At 69.5% G+C, this 17,794-nt stretch carries 16 protein-coding genes and 1 pseudogene; 4 read left to right on the forward strand and 13 right to left on the reverse strand.

Translation table 11 applies throughout. The features are described from left to right. Positions 1 to 56: 56 nt before the first annotated feature. The 10 genes from AB0I68_RS12960 to AB0I68_RS13005 all read right to left on the reverse strand — a co-directional run bounded on the left by AB0I68_RS12960 (position 57) and on the right by AB0I68_RS13005 (position 14,073). Complete coding sequence (locus AB0I68_RS12960) at positions 57 to 2,489, reverse strand: non-ribosomal peptide synthetase (RefSeq protein ID WP_363177296.1); 2,433 nt, start codon at positions 2,487 to 2,489, stop codon at positions 57 to 59. A gap of 285 nt (positions 2,490 to 2,774) precedes the next feature. Continuing rightward, positions 2,775 to 3,875 (reverse strand): ribosome small subunit-dependent GTPase A, encoded by a 1,101-nt coding sequence (rsgA, locus tag AB0I68_RS12965; protein ID WP_363177297.1) that lies wholly within the window; start codon positions 3,873 to 3,875, stop codon positions 2,775 to 2,777. A 314-nt stretch (positions 3,876 to 4,189) separates the two neighbouring features. Then, positions 4,190 to 5,944 carry a tryptophan 7-halogenase gene (locus tag AB0I68_RS12970; RefSeq protein ID WP_363177298.1) on the reverse strand — a complete coding sequence of 585 codons (1,755 nt, stop codon included), beginning with the start codon at positions 5,942 to 5,944 and terminating at the stop codon, positions 4,190 to 4,192. Continuing rightward, entirely contained in the window at positions 5,941 to 7,731 is a 1,791-nt protein-coding gene (locus tag AB0I68_RS12975) for an amino acid adenylation domain-containing protein (RefSeq protein ID WP_363177299.1), read from the reverse strand. Before AB0I68_RS12975 ends, AB0I68_RS12970 begins: the two co-directional genes overlap by 4 nt. Positions 7,732 to 7,808: 77 nt before the next feature. Further along, positions 7,809 to 8,579, reverse strand: a complete 771-nt coding sequence (locus tag AB0I68_RS12980) for an alpha/beta fold hydrolase (RefSeq protein ID WP_363177300.1) — start codon at positions 8,577 to 8,579, stop codon at positions 7,809 to 7,811. A gap of 59 nt (positions 8,580 to 8,638) precedes the next feature. After that, a complete protein-coding gene (locus tag AB0I68_RS12985; RefSeq protein WP_363177302.1) occupies positions 8,639 to 10,255 on the reverse strand; it encodes an MBL fold metallo-hydrolase in 1,617 nt (538 codons plus the stop codon). A 752-nt stretch (positions 10,256 to 11,007) separates the two neighbouring features. Continuing rightward, positions 11,008 to 11,358 (reverse strand): VOC family protein, encoded by a 351-nt coding sequence (locus AB0I68_RS12990; RefSeq protein ID WP_363177303.1) that lies wholly within the window; start codon positions 11,356 to 11,358, stop codon positions 11,008 to 11,010. 174 nt (positions 11,359 to 11,532) lie between these two features. Next, positions 11,533 to 12,960 carry a lipase maturation factor family protein gene (locus AB0I68_RS12995; protein ID WP_363177305.1) on the reverse strand — a complete coding sequence of 476 codons (1,428 nt, stop codon included), beginning with the start codon at positions 12,958 to 12,960 and terminating at the stop codon, positions 11,533 to 11,535. A gap of 104 nt (positions 12,961 to 13,064) precedes the next feature. Beyond that, on the reverse strand, positions 13,065 to 13,421 hold the full coding sequence (locus AB0I68_RS13000) for a DUF5335 family protein (RefSeq protein ID WP_363177306.1): 357 nt from the start codon (positions 13,419 to 13,421) through the stop codon (positions 13,065 to 13,067). A gap of 70 nt (positions 13,422 to 13,491) precedes the next feature. Beyond that, complete coding sequence (locus AB0I68_RS13005; RefSeq protein ID WP_363177307.1) at positions 13,492 to 14,073, reverse strand: Hsp20/alpha crystallin family protein; 582 nt, start codon at positions 14,071 to 14,073, stop codon at positions 13,492 to 13,494. Between the two features lie 216 nt (positions 14,074 to 14,289). Between AB0I68_RS13005 and AB0I68_RS13010 the strand changes: the two are divergent. Next, positions 14,290 to 14,385: pseudogene (locus tag AB0I68_RS13010) on the forward strand (alpha/beta hydrolase); the annotation flags it as partial. 176 nt (positions 14,386 to 14,561) lie between these two features. Then, entirely contained in the window at positions 14,562 to 14,714 is a 153-nt protein-coding gene (locus AB0I68_RS13015; protein WP_363177308.1) for a hypothetical protein, read from the forward strand. Between the two features lie 84 nt (positions 14,715 to 14,798). On the opposite strand, the gene AB0I68_RS13020 is transcribed toward AB0I68_RS13015, so the two are convergent. From AB0I68_RS13020 to AB0I68_RS13030, 3 genes are all read right to left on the reverse strand, one after another. Beyond that, a complete protein-coding gene (locus tag AB0I68_RS13020; protein ID WP_363177309.1) occupies positions 14,799 to 14,996 on the reverse strand; it encodes a DUF1918 domain-containing protein in 198 nt (65 codons plus the stop codon). Between the two features lie 259 nt (positions 14,997 to 15,255). Further along, positions 15,256 to 15,729, reverse strand: coding sequence for a universal stress protein (locus tag AB0I68_RS13025; RefSeq protein ID WP_363177310.1), 474 nt, complete (start codon positions 15,727 to 15,729; stop codon positions 15,256 to 15,258). A gap of 25 nt (positions 15,730 to 15,754) precedes the next feature. Next, entirely contained in the window at positions 15,755 to 16,162 is a 408-nt protein-coding gene (locus AB0I68_RS13030; protein ID WP_363177311.1) for a CBS domain-containing protein, read from the reverse strand. A gap of 474 nt (positions 16,163 to 16,636) precedes the next feature. Here AB0I68_RS13030 and AB0I68_RS13035 point away from each other — a divergent pair, with 474 nt between their 5' ends. Beyond that, the gene (locus AB0I68_RS13035) at positions 16,637 to 16,885 is read left to right on the forward strand and encodes a hypothetical protein (RefSeq protein WP_363177312.1); all 249 of its coding nucleotides are present in this window, start codon (positions 16,637 to 16,639) and stop codon (positions 16,883 to 16,885) included. A 41-nt stretch (positions 16,886 to 16,926) separates the two neighbouring features. Beyond that, the gene (locus AB0I68_RS13040) at positions 16,927 to 17,715 is read left to right on the forward strand and encodes a VOC family protein (RefSeq protein WP_363177313.1); all 789 of its coding nucleotides are present in this window, start codon (positions 16,927 to 16,929) and stop codon (positions 17,713 to 17,715) included. Positions 17,716 to 17,794: the final 79 nt, after the last annotated feature.

A 17,794-nucleotide genomic window follows, 5' to 3' on the forward strand; every position in this document is an offset into this window, starting at 1 on the left:
GCACTGTGCCCGGGGCGCGAGCGCCCCGGGCACAGTGCGTTGCCGTCTCGGCGCGGCTACGCCCCGTGGTCCGGCTTGGTCTTCCGGATCAGCGCGGAGACCTCGCGGACCGTGGGGGTGTCGAAGAAGTCACCCAGGTCGATGCTCACGCCCAGCTCCTTCTCGATGGCGTCGATCACGTTGATCGCGAGCAGGCTGTGCCCGCCCTCCTCGAAGAAGTCCCCGTCGGGACCGATCGGGCCTGAGGCGAGGACCTCCTCGAAGATGGCCCCGACCTTCGCCTCCAGCTCGTCGCCCCCCGCTCCCGTCCCCGACGGGGAGGACGCCACTGCCGGGGCGGCAACGGTCTCGGCGAGACGCACCAGGGCACCCCGGTCGATCTTGCCGCTCACCATCCGGGGCAGCTCGTCGATCAGCGTGATGGAAGTCGGCACCATCGCGGGCGGCAGTGCGGCGTTGGCCCGCGCCCTGACCTCCTCCACCGTGGTGTCCGCGGCTTCCAGCCAGGCCGCGAGCGCCGGAGCGCCGTCGGGGCCGCTCACCACGGCGACCGCCGCCTGCCGGACTCCCGGCAGCGTTCCCAGCACGCTCTCCACTTCACCGGGCTCCACCCGGTGGCCGCGTATCTTCACCTGGTCGTCGGCCCGCCCGGTGAACTCCAGCATTCCGTCCGGACGCCACCAGACGAGGTCCCCCGTGCGGTAGCTCCGCCCCCCGGGCGCCTCGGCATCTGCCACGAACGCCGCCGCCGTCAGCTCCGGCCGGTTGCGGTATCCGTCCGAGAGGCCGTGTCCCGCCAGCCTGAGCTCTCCGATGAATCCGATCGGCAGGACCCGGCCGTCGGCACCGGTCACGGTGGCGACGGTGTTGGCGATGGGCCACCCGATCGGGAGGCCGGGTCCGGCGGCCGTGCCGTGGTCGAACGCGGTCGCGCCCACCGAGCTCTCCGTCGGGCCGTACTCGTTGATCAGCCTGACCGCGGGCAGCAGCTCGTGGTGGCGGCGCACCAGATCGGGCGTCGTGGCCTCGCCGGCGACCGTGACGGCGCGCAGTGAGGACGCGGCACGCGGGAGTTCGCCCAGCAGGACCCGGTAGAGGCTCGGGACGGTCGTGAGGTGGGTGATGCGGTGCTGTTCCGCCAGCTCGGCCAGCTGACGCGGCAGCAGCTGGTGCGTGTCCGCGAGGACGAGGCGCCCGCCGGAGGCCAGCACCGGGAACAGGTCGGCGACCGAGCTGTCGAAGGCCAGCGACGGCAGTTGCAGCAGCCTGGTGTCGAGGTCCAGCCCGTGGTTGCGCACCTTCCAGTGCACATAGCTCGCGATGGCACGGTGCCGGATCTCCACGCCCTTGGGCCTGCCGGTCGACCCCGAGGTGTACACCACGTACGCGAGGTCGTCCGGGAGCGGCCCGGACCAGCCGGTCTCGGGCTCGACGGCGGGACCGCCGGCCGCGGCCTGGATGTCGATCACCGGGGTGGTGAGGCCGACGGGCAGCCCGGTGAGCAGGTCGGGCGCGGCGAGGACGGCTCCGCACTCGGCGTCGTCGAGGATCTCGGCGAGCCTCGCGGCCGGTGACCTGGGGTCGAGCGGCACGTAGGCCGCGCCCGCGAGCAGGGTGCCGGTGATCGCCGGCACGGCGTGGATCGTCTTGCCGGTGAGCACCCCCACCCGGTGTCCCCGTCCGATGCCCGCTGCGTGCAGACGCGCCGCCACGGCCTGCGCGGCCTGCCAGAACGCGCGGTACGTCAGGGTCTCGGCACCGGCGACGACGGCCGTACGGTCCGGGTGCGCGCGGACCGTCTCCTCGATCGGCGCCGTCAACGTCGTGATGACGCTCTGGGGTTCGAAACCGCGTCGGCCGAGCGCGGTGGCCGCCTCCGCATCCTCCGCCGCGGCCGCCGGCAGCGCGGCGGCGGGGCCGTGCGGATCGACGAACCCGGACAGGACACGGGACACCGACCGCAGCAGGACTTCCAGGAACCACGCCTCGGCGCGCTCCGCTCCGGCCTCGGCCACGAGTTCGCGTACGCCGTCAGCACCGGGTTCGGTCAGACTCAGCTCGACGACGTCCTGCCGGGACGCACGGGCAGCGAGGCCGGCACCTACACGGGCCGAGCGGACCAGCACCGCGCCGGCGAGCGCCGCCTCCTCGTCGGCCACCACGGGCGCCGACCGCAGTGCCGAGTCGGCGGCCCGGACCAGATCGCCGACAGTGGACCGGGCGGCGGGCCCGATCCCGGCCAGTACCGGCCCGGCCGGGCCGGACACGGCCACCACCGGCTCGTCGGTGTGCTCCGCCGCACCGACCACCACTGCCGTCGCCGCGGTGAGGGCGACCAGTTCCTCCAGGGGGCGCCCGCCGGAGACCTCGGCCAGGCCGTCGACGGCCGCCGCGGTCAGCGCGAGCCTGGCCTGGGCCCGCGCTGACTGCGCGGCACCCGTGCGTCGGGGGCGGATCGTGGTGGCGGGCACAACAGGGTCGGACGTCATGGGCACATTTCCTTGCTCGAGGACGAATGAAGTCAACTGCCCGTCGGCCAAGCGGTGTTCTCCACAGCGCGTGAGCCGCCGTGGGGTTCGAACACCGCATCGGGCACGTGCGGGCACACCCGTCACTGAGGTGGGACGCGAACGGACCGCGCACCGGCGGGCCGTGGCCGAGCCGGTACGCGGGTCACCGCTGACACCACAGGGTGCCCATGCACTTGTCGGGCCGGAGTGCCGGGCGCCCCGCAACTCGGGCGCCCGGTACTCCGGCCAGGCCGCAGCCTCGCGTCAGCCGCGCTTCGCGATCATGTTGGCCATGCCTTCCTTGCCCTGCGTCTTCAGCGCCTTGAGGCGATCCTGGCGCAGGCGGGCATCGCTCCGCGAGGCGATCCACTGGTTCTCGCGGAGCAGCTTGTGGTAGCTGTCCAGACGGCGCTGCTGCAGCATGCCGTCCTCGATGGCCTCGCGCACCGCACAGCCGGGTTCCGCGACGTGCTCGCAGTCCCGGAACCGGCAATCCTCGGCGAGCTGCTCGATCTCCGAGAACGTCTGCTGCAGGCCGTCGGCGGCGTCGTACAGGCCCACGCCGCGAATACCGGGAGTGTCGATCAGCACCCCGCCGCCGGGCAGGGGCATCAGCTCGCGGGTCGTCGTGGTGTGGCGGCCCTTGCCGTCGCCCCTGGTCTGCTGGGTCTCCATCACGGAGCGGCCCATCAGCACGTTGGCGATGGTGGACTTGCCCGCGCCCGACTGTCCGACCAGGACGCTCGTCCCCGCCAGAACGGCCGCGAGGACGTCCATGCCGTCGTCGGTGGTGGCGCTGACGACCAGGACGTCCACCCCGGGCGAGGCCTGCTCGACCGTCTCACGGACGCCATCCGCGTCCTGCGCGAGGTCGGACTTGGTGAGGACCATGACCGGCTGCGCTCCGCTCTCCCACGCGAGGGCGAGGAAACGCTCGATCCGGCCGAGGTCCGGCTCCGTGTCCAGGGCCACGACGACGCCGATCGTGTCGATGTTGGCGGCGAGCACCTGGCCCTCGGAGCGCTGCGAGGCGCTGGAGCGGACCATCGCCGTACGACGCGGCAGCAGGGCCTGGACGTACGTGCCGGCCGCGCCGGCCTGGACCGCCACCCAGTCGCCCGTGCAGGGCATCTTCATGGGATCGGGGTCGGCGACCGGACCGGTGTCGGCGTGGACGACGGTCACCTCGGAGTCGCCGTCGGCGATCACGACGTCGCAACGGCCGCGGTCGACCCGGATGACGCGGCCGGGCACCCACGAGGCGTCGGCAACGGAGGTGAACTGGCCGTCGAGCTCTGGGGACCATCCGTAGGCCTCCAGTGGCCGCGGATAGACCGAATCGGCCGATGTCGATGAGTGACGCAACGCGATGAGCCCTTCGGGAGGCGTTTCCGGCCGGCGCACGCAAGTCGGGTTGCACCGGCTGCTGGACAAGGGGCGGAGGGGGTGGGTTGCTCTTCGGGCGCCGCCACGGCGGTGGTGACATGCGGGTCGCCCACCTCGGCTGGCCCCGATGCCCCGAGCATGCAATGAACTTGACGCTACGACAGCACTGAGGGGCCCGCAACACCGCTCAGGCTCCGCTCGATTGAAACTCGAGGTCGAGAAAGGGAGGTCTGCTGTCTGAGGCGGTGCTCGCCCACTCACCCGGGAGCTAGCCCGGGTGAGTGGGCGGTGATCTACCGTCCGGCGGGCGCCGAGGTGCGGTAAAGGGCCCGCAGCTCCTTCTCCAGCGCGTCGACCTCCTCCAGCCTCGGCCGGCTCTTGGGCGCGAACAGCCCGTCCTGCTCCCAGCGTTCCGGGTCCAGGCTCAGTGCCGAGACGTTGAGCCAGCCCCTCGAGCGGATCTCCTCGAGGCGCTCGGGAAGGGCGTCCTCGAGGGCGAGGTAGAAGATGACGTGGGCCAGCTCCTCGATGCGCTCCAGACCGTCGCGCACGCTCGTGAGCACCGTGCCGAAGGCGGGTATCTCGTCACCCGGCAGGTTCTGCTCGAAGAGCCGGGCGAGCGTGGGCACGTCGTCGTAGTAGTCGATGTAGTCGAATGCGAAGACGCCGCGATAGCTGCGCGCCCAGGCCTGGAAGAGGTTCATGATGGTGCCCTGGGTCGCCACCGCGTGCGCGCCGAGCGCGCTGAGCGTTGTGCTCGCCGACTCGTCCAGGAAGGTCTTCCCGTAGAACTGCGGGTCGGAGAAGGACCATCCGACGTAGTAGTCCCAGATCGTCTTCAACGACATGATCACGGCGTTGTCGTGGAAGGCGTAGGAGCCCTGGATGTTCATGGTGAGCCCCTCGGCGAGCGAGAGGAACCAGCGGTTGGCGTACCGCACGAAGCCCTCGTCGAAGGACTCCTTCACGTCCCGGCCGACCATCTCGGTCACGAAGCTGTTGGCGTAGCCGATCAGGTTCGACCCCACGGAGTAGTAGGGGTCGGCGAAGACCGCGGCGTCGCCGACGCACGCCCAGCGGTCCTGCGAGAAGACCTGCTGCGAGGAGTGGCTGTAGTTCTTCAGTACCCGGAAGTCCAGGACCGGCAGCTCGCGGATGGCGGGGTCGAAGCCCGGAACGCGCTCGACGACGAAGTCGATGGCCTTCTCGATCCGGTTGAACTTGGTGACCGGGTGGAGGTCGTCGGACACGACGATGCCGACGCTGGTGTGGTCGGGGGCCAGCGGGATGGCCCACACCCAGCCGCCCTCGAACATGAAGTGGTTGGTGGACTGCCAGCGCGGTTCGGTGATGCGGTCGTGCCAGCCGGTGTGCTCGGCGCCGACCGCCCCGTCGGTGTCGAGCTTGCCTTCGAGGCGGAACCAGACCGAGTTGTGGGGCTTGGGGTAGCGCTTGGTGAGGTCGAGCTTGCGCTGCAGCAGCCGGTGGCGGCCCGTGGCGTCGACGACCCATCGGCAGGTGACGCTGGTGGGGTTCGCGCCGTCGTCGTCAACAGCCTGGTAGGTGACCTTGTGCGGGGCGTCCTGCTCGCCGAGCTCGATGTCCAGGACCTTGACGCCCTGCGTCAGCACAGCCCCGGCCTCGGTGACGACCAGGCGCAGGTGCTCCTCCAGGGAGCCGCGGTTGAGCTGGTAGGACTTGGCCGGCAGGAACCGGTTGACGCCGAACTCGGCTTCCTCCTGGAGGCCCGTACCGCCGCCGTAGAAATAGCGGAGCCCCAGCTTCTCCAGGTGCTGTTCCTCCAGGTAGTCATACAGGCCGATGACGTGGGAGAAGTAGTAGGCGCCCACCTCGACCGAGGACTCGCCGACCTTGAACGCGGACAGCGGGATCGGGGAGCGCTCGCGCTCGCAGACCAGGACGGACAGCTCGGGCTGCGCGTCCTTGAGTTGCTTGGCCAGGCACAGCCCGGCCAAGCCGCCGCCCGCGATGACCACGTCGTAGTCGACACCGCCGAACATGGAGTCGGTACCGCTTTGCCTGCTCACTTTGCTCCCACCTTGTCGTTCTGTCGGTCCTCGATGACCAGGGCCAGGCTCCGGATGGTCCGGTCCGTGTAGGGGTCCGAGACCTCGAGCTGGACCCCGATCTGCTGCTCCACACGGGCCAGCAGGTCCATCACGCTCAAAGAGTCACCGCCGAGATCCAGGAAATCGTCGTCCAGGCCGATGTGCAGAGGCGCGAACAACTCCTGCCAGATCCCCAGCAGCACAGCCTCCGCTTCCGTCGCCGGCCGCGGACCCGTCGCAGGCCTGCCGATGCTCCCCTCGTACAGGGCCAGCAGGACCTTGTCGTCGACCTTGCCGTGACCGGTCAGCGGCACGGAGTCGATGGGGATGATCGCCGACGGGACCATGTACGGCGGGAGGTTCTCCTGCGCCATGGCGCGCAGCCGGTCGACGTCGCCGGCGGCGGGCCCCTGGACGAAAGCGATCAACAGCGGTGTCTCGGTGTCGGTGGCGTGGCGCAGCACGTGGACGTGGCCGACTGCCGCGTCCTGCGCCAGGACCTGGGCCACCTGGCCCAGCTCGACCCGCCGGCCCCGGATCTTGACCTGGCCGTCGCGGCGCTCGATGAACTCGAGGTCACCGTCGGCGTGCTGTCGGACGATGTCCCCGGTGCGGTAGACGCGCTTGCCGGCCGCCGGGGGCACAGCCGGGGTGAAGAACCGCTGCGCGGTCAGCTCCGGATCGCCCAGGTAGCCGCGGGCCAGGCCCGCCCCGGCCAGGTGGAGCTCCCCGATCCCGCCCGGCCCCACCGGCAGGCCGTCCTCGTCCAGGACGAACGCCTCAGTGTGATCGATCGGCCTGCCGATAAGGACGCGCTCATCGGTCGCCGAGAGACGGTGCACCGTGGAACAGACCGCATTCTCCGACGGACCGTACTCGTTGTACAGATCCACGTCCGGGACGCGCAGGAAATGCTCGAGGGTCAGATTCGGCGTGAACCATTCACCGGCGATCGTGACACACCGCAGGGATTTCAGCCGCTCGGCTTCCATGCCGTCCAGCAGACGCTTGTACAGCATCGGCGTGATCAGGAAATGGGTGACATTCCGCTGTTCCATCAGGCCGGTCAGATAATTCCGGTCGGTGATGCGGTCCCGGCGTGGCAGGAGCAGACGCGCACCGGAGGTGAGGGCGCAGAAAGTGTCCGCCACAGCACTGTCGAAAGACGGCCGCGGAATGGCCAGCGTCACATCTGCCGGTCCGAAACCGTAATAGGAATTACGCCACGTCACCGTGTTGACGATCGCGCGGTGCTCGACGGCCACACCCTTGGGCCTGCCCGTCGACCCCGACGTGTAGATCACATAGGCGAGGTCGGAGGGCGCGGCCACCGGCTCGGGATCGGAATCCGGGGTGTCCAGGGCGCCGCCCATGACGTCCAGAACGAACAGCTCGCCGTCGAAGTACATCGCGCCGGCGGCCGCTGACGACTCGATCACCATGGCCCTGGGTGCCACGTCCTCGACGATCCGCTGGGTCACCCCGGGCGGATTGTCGGGGTCCAGCGGGACATAGGCGCCGCCGGCCTTGATGGCGGCCAGCATGGCAACGATGACGTCCGGCGGATGCCGGACCAGAATCGCCACCCGGTCGTCGGGGCGGACTCCGCCGGTGTCCCGGAGATAGTGCGCCAGTCTGTTTGCCCGGCGATTCAGCTCGCCGTAGCTCAAAGATTCGCCTTCGAATTCCAGGGCAGTATGATCCGAAAATCTTCTGGCGCATTCCTCAAAAAGGAAAGTCAGGGTCTTCGGATCGCTATTGTTCATCAACAAACGTCCCCTGCCGGATTATTGTCAATTCTTGATTCGAATAGCCTAGCCGCCACCGATCGAGTGGCCCTTTATTACCGCTCGAGCGCACGGACGAGGGCGCCGGTCGCCGCGGCCCGCTCCGTCTGCGGAAAGAAGTGACCACCTGGCACGGGTACGACCTCGAACGGACCCGAGCACAGAGTCCGCCAGATCGCCGCCTCCTCGGCCGTCACGACCGGGTCCTGATCTCCGTACATCACCGTGACCGGCGTGGTGATGTGCGAGGGACGGGCCGGGTGGTAGGCCGCCTGCGCGGTGAAGTCGGCGCGCAGCACCGGGAAGAGCCACTCGCGGAACCCGGGGCGGCTGAGACCGGCGCTGTTGGCGCCGAGCTGCCTCCAGAGCAGTTCGATCTCGTGATCGTCTTTGGGCGGCTCCAACGCCGTCGCCCCCGGAGCGACCGCCGCGAGTACGACCAGCCGCATCGGTGGGCGGCCGGCCAGGGTCAGCCGGTGCGTCAGTTCGTAGGCCAGGGCTGCGCCGAAGCTGTGCCCGACCAGGACCAGCGGGTCCGGGAGCGCGAGCACGTACGGCAGCACTTCGCCGACCAGCTCCTCCACGGAACTCAGAGGCGTCTGCCGGCTGCGCTCCTCACGCCCGGGTCCGACGTGGCCGTACAGATCGAGCCACTCGGGGAGCAGCCGCCGCCACGGCGCGAAGCCGGTCGCTCCGCCGCCCGCGCACGGAAAGCAGACCAGGGTGGCGCGGCTTGCATCACCCGGGCCCTGATGCGTAGCCGGACGTGTGCTCGGCGGGCCGAAGCGGCGCAGAGGCGCGATCCCGCGCTCGGCACGGTTCTGCATGTATGCACCACCTATGAGGATCTACGACGGACACAGCACGGACGGACGACCGCTCGGACCTACGGCTTCGCCGGGTCGGCGACGGGCCAGGTGCGCTCGGCCCGGTCGCGCAGGAGCTCGGCGGTGATGCCGCGTTCGGCGCTCAGCCGGGTCAGGACGCCGGCCTGCTGTACCTGTTCGGCTTCGGGGTCGAATTCGGAGCCGGTGAGGTGCTTGAGCCAGGGTTCGAGGCCCATGGCGTAGGCGTAGACGTGACGGGCGTTGAGCTGCTGGGCGAGCTCGTCGGCCTGGGCGGCGTTGCTGCCCTTGAGCCGGCGCCCGGTGTTGTGCTCACGGGAGAGCTTCCCTTCCAGCATCGGCCCGTACAGCCACTTCAGAGGGGCTCCGACGCACTCGAGGCCGATGAAGAGCGCGTCGAGAGGAGTCTCGGTGAGGCCCGGGATGTTGTTGAACAGCGCGGGCTCGAGCGGCGTGATGTCGGTGGCGAAGAGGAACCTGCGGCCGCCGGCTTGGACGAGGGGCACCATCTTGGTGCGGATGTCGAGGTCGGCGTGCTCGCCCACGAAGGGGAGGGCGGTGACTTCGACCTGGTCGGCCACGCGGTGGGTTTCGAGTTCGGCCAGCTCCTGGACGTTGGAGAAGCCGAGGGCCTGGAGCATGGACTTGAGGCTGGGATCGGGCAGCGATCCGCCGGAGGCGCGGGGAACGAGGATCGTGCCGATGCGGGTGCGGAGTTGGAGCAGGGTCTCGAGCGAGAAGTGGTCGGAGTGGAAGTGGCTGATGACGACGGCGTCGATGTGCCGGGGGAGGTCTTCGAGGGTGTAGTGCTCGTAGCCGTCGTCGGTGTAGCCGATGAGCGGGTCGAGGAGGACGGACGTGGTGCCGGTCTCGATCAGCACGGTTGCGTGATTGAAGTACCGGATCCGGACGTCTCCGGGCACGGGCGGGGTGTACTGCGCCGGCGGCACGTCGTGGAACAGCGCGGTGAAGGCCGGGAGGTCGGCGTCGGCGACCCCGAGGCGCTGCGCGAGGTTCGGGACGTCAACGGGGTCGAGGCGCGCCGCGAACAGTTCGTCCCACAGCGGGGAGTCGAAGGGCAGATCGATGTCCAGGCGGTCGGGGCGCGGGAGGACGGGGCTGCTGTACACGAAGGGCTGGGGGCTCGGTGCGGCGGTGAGAGAGACGCACTGACCGTGGCGCTCGTACGCCGGCGAGCTGTACATCAGCGCTTCGAAGAAGCGGAAGTTGGGCCGGTGGGCGGTGTCGTAGACGAGCTCGACCCGCCCGCGGAGGGAGTGGGGGACCAAGGGATAGAGCGGCTCCATCGGGCCGCCGAGTGCCTTCTCCCGGAGCAGGGCGCGGAGTTCGGCTATGTCATCGGCGAGCTGGAGCTTGGCCTGGCCGTCCTTGACCATGGTCTCGCGCGCCGCCTGGACTTCATCGTGGGTGGCGCCTTGGGGGTCGAGGAAGGGCGCGCCGTAGCGGTGCGGGTCCGAGATCACCGCATCGTGGAGGTGCGGTGCCTTCAAGTAGCTGTCCACGATGGGCAGCAGACGGTCCCGCAGGTTGAGTGCGCCGGTGTGGGGCGCCAGGAGATAGGGCCACGCGTACCAGCGGTGCAGCAGGGGCTGCGCCACCACGGACGGGCGAAGGTAGAGCTTCTGGTGTGCGGGCACGGTGATTCCCTCACTGTCGATGATGTCGGCGGGTGGGTCGCGGCTTGCGCAGGCGTATGCACGTCAACGGGAGGCCTCGGGATGTCCGGCCAGGTCCCGGAGGAGACGCGGGTGCGGCAGGGTCGGAGCGGTCGTGTCATGCATGCGACGGCTGTATGGGGATCGACTCAGCCCCTTTCCCTCGCATATTCGTTCATGTCTATCACAAAAGACAGTTCATGAATCCGGCAATTTAGCAGGACCGTTACCTGACGACCACGCTGCTGATGTAGCTCTGACTTCGTTCCCCAGAGCACCTCAAGGAGAACTCAAGGAGAATTCAAGGCGGTATATCAGGCCGAGGGGCGTTGTGCGGTGACCGTGCAGTATTCGGGGATGTATTCACCGAAGGCCTGCAGGAAGTTGCGCAGCCAGGTGCCGAGCTTTCCCCATGGCATTCGGCCGACGGCCCCAGCCGGGCTGTTCCGACACCCGATCGAAGTGGTGCCCACCGGGGTCAGGGTCAGGCCGGCTCATTCGAGGCTGCTGACCGGCGTCGCCATGGTGCGCTGCGCGACGGGTGAAGTCCGTCCTCCTGGACGCCTACCGCCTCGGCATCCACACCGAGAACCCCGTCCTGGGCGTCACCGCCGGCGACGCCCGGTTCCTCCTCATCGCCGACCTCATGAGCGGCTGCGGCCTGCGCAACGGCGAGCCTTCGCCGTCAACCTCAACAATCTCGTCGCCGGCGACGTCCCAAGCCCGTCTCCGCGTCACAGACTGTGGGCCACCGGGTGGAGCGGTTCGTACAGCGGCAGTTCGGCGCCGCTGGGAAGACGCATCGCGGTCAACTTGCCCCAACGCTGCTCGCTGACCGGGCGGGTGATCTCGACGCCCTGGGCGCGCAGCTCGTCGAGCTGAGCGTCGAGGTCGTCGCACATCAGGAAGAACTCGTGATGCGGCGCGCCGTCGGTGGGATGTACGGCGACCTCGGCCGGGGGCAGCTTGAAGATCAGCCAGCCCCCGCCCGCGTCGACGCCGGGGAAGCCGAGGACGTCACGGATGAAGGCGCGGTCGGCCGCCGCGTCCTGGCTGTAGAGGATGGCATGGGCGCCGTTGATCATGGCGATCTCTCGTTTCGCTGGGTGCTCTCGCAGTGTCGCGGGCGGCATCCTGCCACGGTCAGTTCCACGGATCGGTGAACGCCACATCCAGGTCCGCGAGCGGTGCCTCACACGCTGTCACCGGCCCGGACGCGATGCTCAGCGCGCTCGGCATGCTCAGTGCGCTCAGCCCGCTCAGTGCGCCCTGGTGACCGGTGGGACGTAGTCCGCCACGAGCGTGCGCTGCCACCAGGCGCCGGTGTCACACCGTTCGCGCCGGCTGGTGAAGCGGTAGCGGTAGAGCCGGGCGCGCAGGAAGGTGGGGGGAGCGGTCGGGAAGGGGTTGTCCCTCAGCAGCTTGAGCAGGTCCGGATCGTTGTCGAGGAGTTTGACGAGGAGCGGTGCCAACCAGTTCCGGGCGTACGCGGGCGACAGCGCGGCGAACCACATCAGCCAGTCGAGGCGCAGGTGGTACGGGGCCACCTGGGGCGCCCGTCGGCGAAGGTCACCCGGCTTGCCCTTGAAGCCGTACTCTTTCCAGCGCGTGTCCTCCGTGATCTCGGGCTCGTCGGTTCCCTCGATCACCACCTCCAGACGTACCTTGCTGATGCTGCCGAAGGCCCCGTAGGTGTTGACCAGGTGCAAGGGATTGAAGGAGAAGTTCATCAGCTGGTGTCGCGAGAGCATGTTGCGCACCGGCCAGTAGCTGAGCACCACCACCAGGGCGGCGACGGCGATCACCAGGGCCTCGTACCACACCGGCGTGGCGGCGAAGGCCGGGGGCTGCGGCAGGTGGAGCACCTGTGCGGCGCGTCGGCCGTCAACGGCGGACAGGGCGAGGAGGATCGCCAGCCAGTTGAGCCAGGCGAAGTTGCCGGACGCCACGAGCCACAGCTGGGTGACGACGATGAATCCGGCAGCCACGCTCGCGACCGGTTGAGGCGCGAACAGCAGGACGGGAGCCACCAGCTGGGCCACGTGGTTCCCCGCCACCTCGGCACGGTGCAGCGGCCGGGGCAGGTGGTGGAAGAGCCGGCTGAGCGGTCCCGGCATCGGCTGGGTCTCGTGGTGGTAGTACAGGCAGGTCAGGTCGCGCCAGCAGGGATCGCCCCGCAGTTTGATCAGCCCTGCTCCGAACTCCAGCCGGAAGACCAGCCAGCGCAGCAGGAAAAGGATCAGTACGGGCGGCGCCGTGTGCTCGTTGCCGAGGAAGATGGCCAGGAACCCTGCCTCCAGCAACAGGGACTCCCACATGAACGCGTACCACGTCTGCCCGACGTTGACGATGGAGAGGTACAGCACCCAGGGACACCCCCACATCAGCATCGCGGCCCACAGGGGCACCCGGTCCGCCGCCCCCGCGGCCAAGGCGGCGGAGACGGCCACGCCCGTCCAGGCGATCACGGCGAAGAACCGGTCCGAGTAGTGGAGGTGGAACACACTCGGTGTCCGCCGGAACGTGGTGTCCGCCAGGAAGCGCGGCACCGGAAGCAGCCCGTGCTCGCCGATGAGCGCCCGGTACTGGTGGATCGAGCTCAGGAAGGCCACGAGGTACAGGAGGGCCAGACCTCGTTGGAACACCAGTCGGCCCAGCCAGTAGTCGGTGTCCGCGAACCACTCCACGGCGATCTCCTACGTCGAGGTCGAGGAAGACGCCGCGCAGGCCCGGCGGCCACTCCCGGCATGGCCGGGCGTGGCCGTGACGCGTGGCCGTGTCTGCATGGGCGTCAGGATTCACCGGGCTCGGACGGGAAGAAGGTGATCAAAGTGGCGGTGCCCTCCGGATCCACGACCTGGACGGCTGCCTCCGGGACGTTCTCGGTCGAGACGTCGATCTCCTGGGGGCGCGGCACCATGTGCCGCAGTACGACGGGGTAGCGCGGCGCCTGACCGCCGACGCCGACGACGACCACGTCGTCCTTCGGGTCGTAGGCCATGTAGGAGAAGGGCAGCCGCTCGGCCTCGTACTGATGCCCGATCGAAGGGTCCAGCACTTCGATGGTGACGAGCTGCCCTGCACGGGCAGCGGTGACCTCGTCGAGCGTGGTCCTCCACGCACTGCGGTCGAGCGATGGGTCGGCCATGGTGTCGTTTCCTTCCTCGGGACGCCGCGGCACGAGCAACGCCCGTTGAGGCTTCTCCGCCCCGGCACGTTCAGATGCCGGGTTCGCTGCGGCTCTCTCCTTCGCTGGTCTGTCCTTCGGCGCTCTGTCCTTCGGCGCCGAATGAGATGGCGCTCTGCGGGCCGCCGCCCGCTTCTGCGGTTCGTCCTTCGACGGCGTGCCGCTTGCCGATCTCGATCTTGCGGCGCTGTTGCTGCTGCATCTTCGGGACGGTCACGGTGAGGACGCCGTGGTCCAGGTCGGCGTCGCAGTGCTCGCTGTCCGCGCCTGCCGGCAGGCTGGTGCGGTACATGAACTTCCCGCTCCTCCGGGTGAGCACCTTGCCCTGGTGTTCCTCGGACAGTTCACCGCTGATGACGAGCTCATCGCCCTCGACTTCGATGTTGATGTTTTCGGGCGGGTAGCCGGGCAGCTCCGCCTTCACGATGTACGAGTCGTCGGTCTCCTCCTCTTCGGCCATCGGCAGCCACGCCCCACCGGTCGCAGCCGGAACGGCAGCCCGCTCCAGGAGCTGGCCCATTTCGTCCCACATGCTTTCGAACTGCCGGAACGGGTCCATACCCGCTGCCGCCAGTGCGGGAAGTCCGCCGCGGCGTCGCATGATCAGGGCCATCACATCCACCTCCATGCACATTCAACGAAACCGGCATACCTTCCGGTTCATGGGGGCGGCTACCCCGCCACCAGCCCCTAAACCTGTCGATAAGGGCCTCGTCCCCGCGTGTGCGGCCGCCGCGTGTCGACGGAGGGGTGGCATGACGACCGTGGCTTCGTGTTTTGTCGCGGCGCTGAACCGGGTCGCGCCCGCTTGCAACGGGTCAAGGCCGCCATCCCCGGTGCCCGGCTGATCACGCTCCAGGGATGCGGCCACGTCCCCATGGCCGACGCTCCCGAGCCGGTGGCCCGCGTCCTCCTGGAGGCCACGAGCGCCGGGGGACGGATCGAAACCCCACAGGCTGACCCAACGGCTCAGCGCCTGCGGCTCATGGGTCCTGCGGCACGGCACACCGTCTGTCCGCCTATCGGACAGGGCGTTGCGGCGAGGCATTGCGGCCGCACACACTGAGCCGACCTGGCCCTCCACAGAAAAGCGGTCCCGCCATGGGCGAACACGTGCACATCCGCCGGCCGGACGGCATGGACGTATCAGCGGCCGGTGAACTGGTCGAAACCTATCGCTGCCGGTGCGGCATTACGTGGACCAAGGTCTACGGCATCGAAGGAAGCCAAGCGGACGAACTGCCCGGCAGCTGAACCGCCCGCCGGCCAGTGCGCGCCGACGGCCGCCCGCGCGAGGGGGCAGGCACAGACAAGGGCTCAGTGGCTGGGCAAGCGGGCCTATTGATCGCTGTACGGGATGTGACGGACAACGGTGTCGGGGCCGGGGGACATGAGCGTCTCGTGCCCGTCCTCGAAGCGCACCCGGTAAGGCGGGCTCCCGTCCGCGCCGAGCACCTCGACGATCTCCGCCGTCCGGTCGTGCTGGCCCACGATCCGGCCGTGAACCAGGAGCTTGTCGCCTACGCTCGCTCGCACTGCGTCCTCATTTCTTCGTGGCCGGGGTGACCTGGAACTACCCGCCGGAGCACCTCCCTGCTCCGCGAGGGCCACAGGTTCCGCCTATCCGGTGACCGCGCGATAGGCCAGCTCGCGACCCGCGACGCGTGCTCTGCGGCGGCCCGGGCCCTACCTGAGCCGCCGGCCGGGATCGAGGCGGCTGCCGCCCGGCGCCTGGGACGCTCCCGTCGGTTTCGGGACCTCCGCCAAGCCCGGGGTCCAGTGAACAGGCGATGGGTCAAGGGCTGTCCTTTACCCGATGCGCTTCGTCGATGGTGCCCGGGCGGACGATGACGACCGGGCAGGCGGCGTGGAGGGCGCACTGCTGACTAACGGAGCCCAGAAGGAGGCTGGCGAACCCTCCCCTGCCTCTGCTGCCCACCACGAGCAGTTCGGCGCCCACTGAGGCTTCTGCCAGGACCTGGGCCGGGTTGCCCCGGAGCACCCGCGCTGCCAGCGGGACCTCTCCCACCTGGAGCAGTACGGTCTTGATCACGTCGGACAGGTTCTGCTGTGCCTCCTTCTCGTCGAAGTCGGCGTCCACGGCCGGAGCGGACCAGCCGACCGCTCCCGGCAGGTCGTAGGCCGCGACCGCGTCCACCGTGGCTCCGATCAGCCGCGCGTACCGTACCGCCCAACGCAGTGCCTCGTGCGAGGCGGGGGAGCCGTCGACACCGACGACCACACGCCGGGTCTCGTTGCTGGTGCTCATGGCTGCAGTCCTTAAGTCAGCGAGGTCAGGTGTTGGCCTCTGCCGTGGAGATGTCCGCGAGAGGCGACTGGGGTTCCTGCTCGATGGCGACGTCGCCCAGCGTCACAGTGCCCACCAGTCGGTCGCCGTCGGTGACGGGCGGTCGCCGTAGCGCGTGCTCGCGCATCAGGTCGGCGGCCTGGTCGGGTTCGTCGTCGGGCCGGACTGTGACGGGCGGGGTGCTGCATACGGCCTGAACAGCGGGGTCCTTGTCTTCGGCCATCGCACGACGACGAGGTCGCGGTCGGTCAGGATGCCGCACGGTTCGCCGTCGTCGACGACGAGCACGTCTCCGATGTCGACCATCCCTCATCACCCGGGCTGCCTCGGCGAGCGAGGTCAGCTCGCCGGCTGTGACCGGATGCTCGGTCATGACGTCCTGGATCTGGGTCATGGCCCCTCCTCTTTCCGGAGCCGGATGCGTACACCGACCGGCTACCCGGGCAAGCCGCCACTACGCACCAGGGCACACCCTGAGGGTCATGTGGCAGCGTGGGCCCGCATCAGATGTCGTACGACGTCCAAACAGGGCCGGCAGTGCCGTTCCGTCGTAGGTTCCTCCGCGACGGCGGGAACCGGCTGCCCGCACAGGGTGATGCGGGTGCCGATCTTGGACAGCGCGCACCACACCAGGCCGGCCTCCGCCGCAGGACCGGCGCACATGACCGGCTGGCGGTGGTGGCGGCCGGAGCGAGGACTACGACCAAGTGGCAGGGGCGGAACCTGCGCCGGAGGTCTTCCATGGCCGTGATCACGTCGGCGCGCTCACTGATGTCGACCGGACGGTCCAGAACCATGGTCAGGACGCCCTCGTCGAAGATCCGCGTCAGCGCCATGTCATGTGCAACCGCACGCCGGCTGGCCGCGGATGGTGGTGCGCCGCCGGAAGGCCGTGCACATCACGTCATGGACCCGCCGCCCGTGCATGGACTCGGCGGCGGTGGGCAAGCGCCCGGTGAAGGATCGCGCGCGCCGGGCCTGCCTCGGCGTGAACACGTCGAGGCACACCTCGACAAACGGCATCCTGACGGTGCGCGTGCCCAAGACCGCCGAATCCAAGCAGCATCACAGGATCCCCATCACCGGCGGCGACGAGCCCACGGACGAGCAGTCCTGAGCGGCGCGGGGATCAGCGGCCCCCAGTGAGAGGTGGACACCGTGGTTCTGGTGACGGCGGACCTGGTGGGTGCGCCCTGCTGGCTCAGTCTTACGGCACGTGACCTGAAGGGATCCGAGCGTTTCTACAACGCGGTGCTCGGCTGGACCTTCAGGCGCGGCACCCTGGGCCGGGCCTACTCCGTCGCCGAAGCCGGCGGCGTCCCCGTGGCCGGCATCGCTGCTGTGGCCGGTCAGTTCGCCGTCCCCGTCGCATGGACGCCGTACTTCGCCGTTGACGACGCCGACGACGCGGTGGCCCGGATCCGCGAACGCGGCGGCACCGTGGCGGTCGGCCCCGTACCGTACCCGCCGCGGGGACGGGCAGCCCTGGCCGCCGACCGAGAGGGGGCGACCTTCGGGATCTGGGAAGGCGGAGTCCTGTCCAACTGGCAGCTCGGCGACGGGGCCGCCGCCCCCGCCTGGCTGGAGCTCCACACCAAGAACGCGTTCGACGCCGCCGTCTTCTACGGCGAGGCTCTCCAGTGGGCCGCCGACGGCGGCCCCGGCTGCTGTGAGGTCTCCTACGAGCACGACCAGGTTGTCCTGCGGCGCGAGGGCGAGGCGGTGGCGCGCCTGAACAGCGGACCCGTCGAGGAAGCCGCCCCGACACCGCAGCTGCGGCCACGCTGGCTGGTGCACTTCCAGGTCCGCGACCTGAAGCACGGTGGCACCATCCTCCCGGGCGGCCCCTGGCCGACCGGCGACCGAGAGGCCGCCGTCAGCGACCCGGACGGCGCCCTGTTCACCCTGGACCAGTCGTACGCCGCCCACTGGCCGGTCGCGCCCTGACCGCCCCGAGCACCAGGGGTTGCGGGTCGGATGCGCTGCCAGGTGGCCGACGCCCCGTCCGGCCCCGCGCCCCCCACAC

Origin of the sequence: Streptomyces sp. NPDC050448, assembly GCF_040655295.1 — a bacterium.
In the GTDB taxonomy this organism is placed as follows: domain Bacteria; phylum Actinomycetota; class Actinomycetes; order Streptomycetales; family Streptomycetaceae; genus Streptomyces.

Coding starts and splice junctions, on each gene's coding strand:
- AB0I68_RS12960 (WP_363177296.1), bottom strand. CDS start 2,489: ATGACGTCCGACCCTGTTGTGCCCGCCACCACGATCCGCCCCCGACGC.
- AB0I68_RS12975 (WP_363177299.1), bottom strand. CDS start 7,731: ATGAACAATAGCGATCCGAAGACCCTGACTTTCCTTTTTGAGGAATGC.
- AB0I68_RS12980 (WP_363177300.1), bottom strand. CDS start 8,579: ATGCAGAACCGTGCCGAGCGCGGGATCGCGCCTCTGCGCCGCTTCGGC.
- AB0I68_RS12990 (WP_363177303.1), bottom strand. CDS start 11,358: ATGATCAACGGCGCCCATGCCATCCTCTACAGCCAGGACGCGGCGGCC.
- AB0I68_RS13000 (WP_363177306.1), bottom strand. CDS start 13,421: ATGGCCGACCCATCGCTCGACCGCAGTGCGTGGAGGACCACGCTCGAC.
- AB0I68_RS13005 (WP_363177307.1), bottom strand. CDS start 14,073: ATGGCCCTGATCATGCGACGCCGCGGCGGACTTCCCGCACTGGCGGCA.
- AB0I68_RS13015 (WP_363177308.1), top strand. CDS start 14,562: ATGGGCGAACACGTGCACATCCGCCGGCCGGACGGCATGGACGTATCA.
- AB0I68_RS13025 (WP_363177310.1), bottom strand. CDS start 15,729: ATGAGCACCAGCAACGAGACCCGGCGTGTGGTCGTCGGTGTCGACGGC.
- AB0I68_RS13030 (WP_363177311.1), bottom strand. CDS start 16,162: ATGACCCAGATCCAGGACGTCATGACCGAGCATCCGGTCACAGCCGGC.
- AB0I68_RS13035 (WP_363177312.1), top strand. CDS start 16,637: ATGGTGGTGCGCCGCCGGAAGGCCGTGCACATCACGTCATGGACCCGC.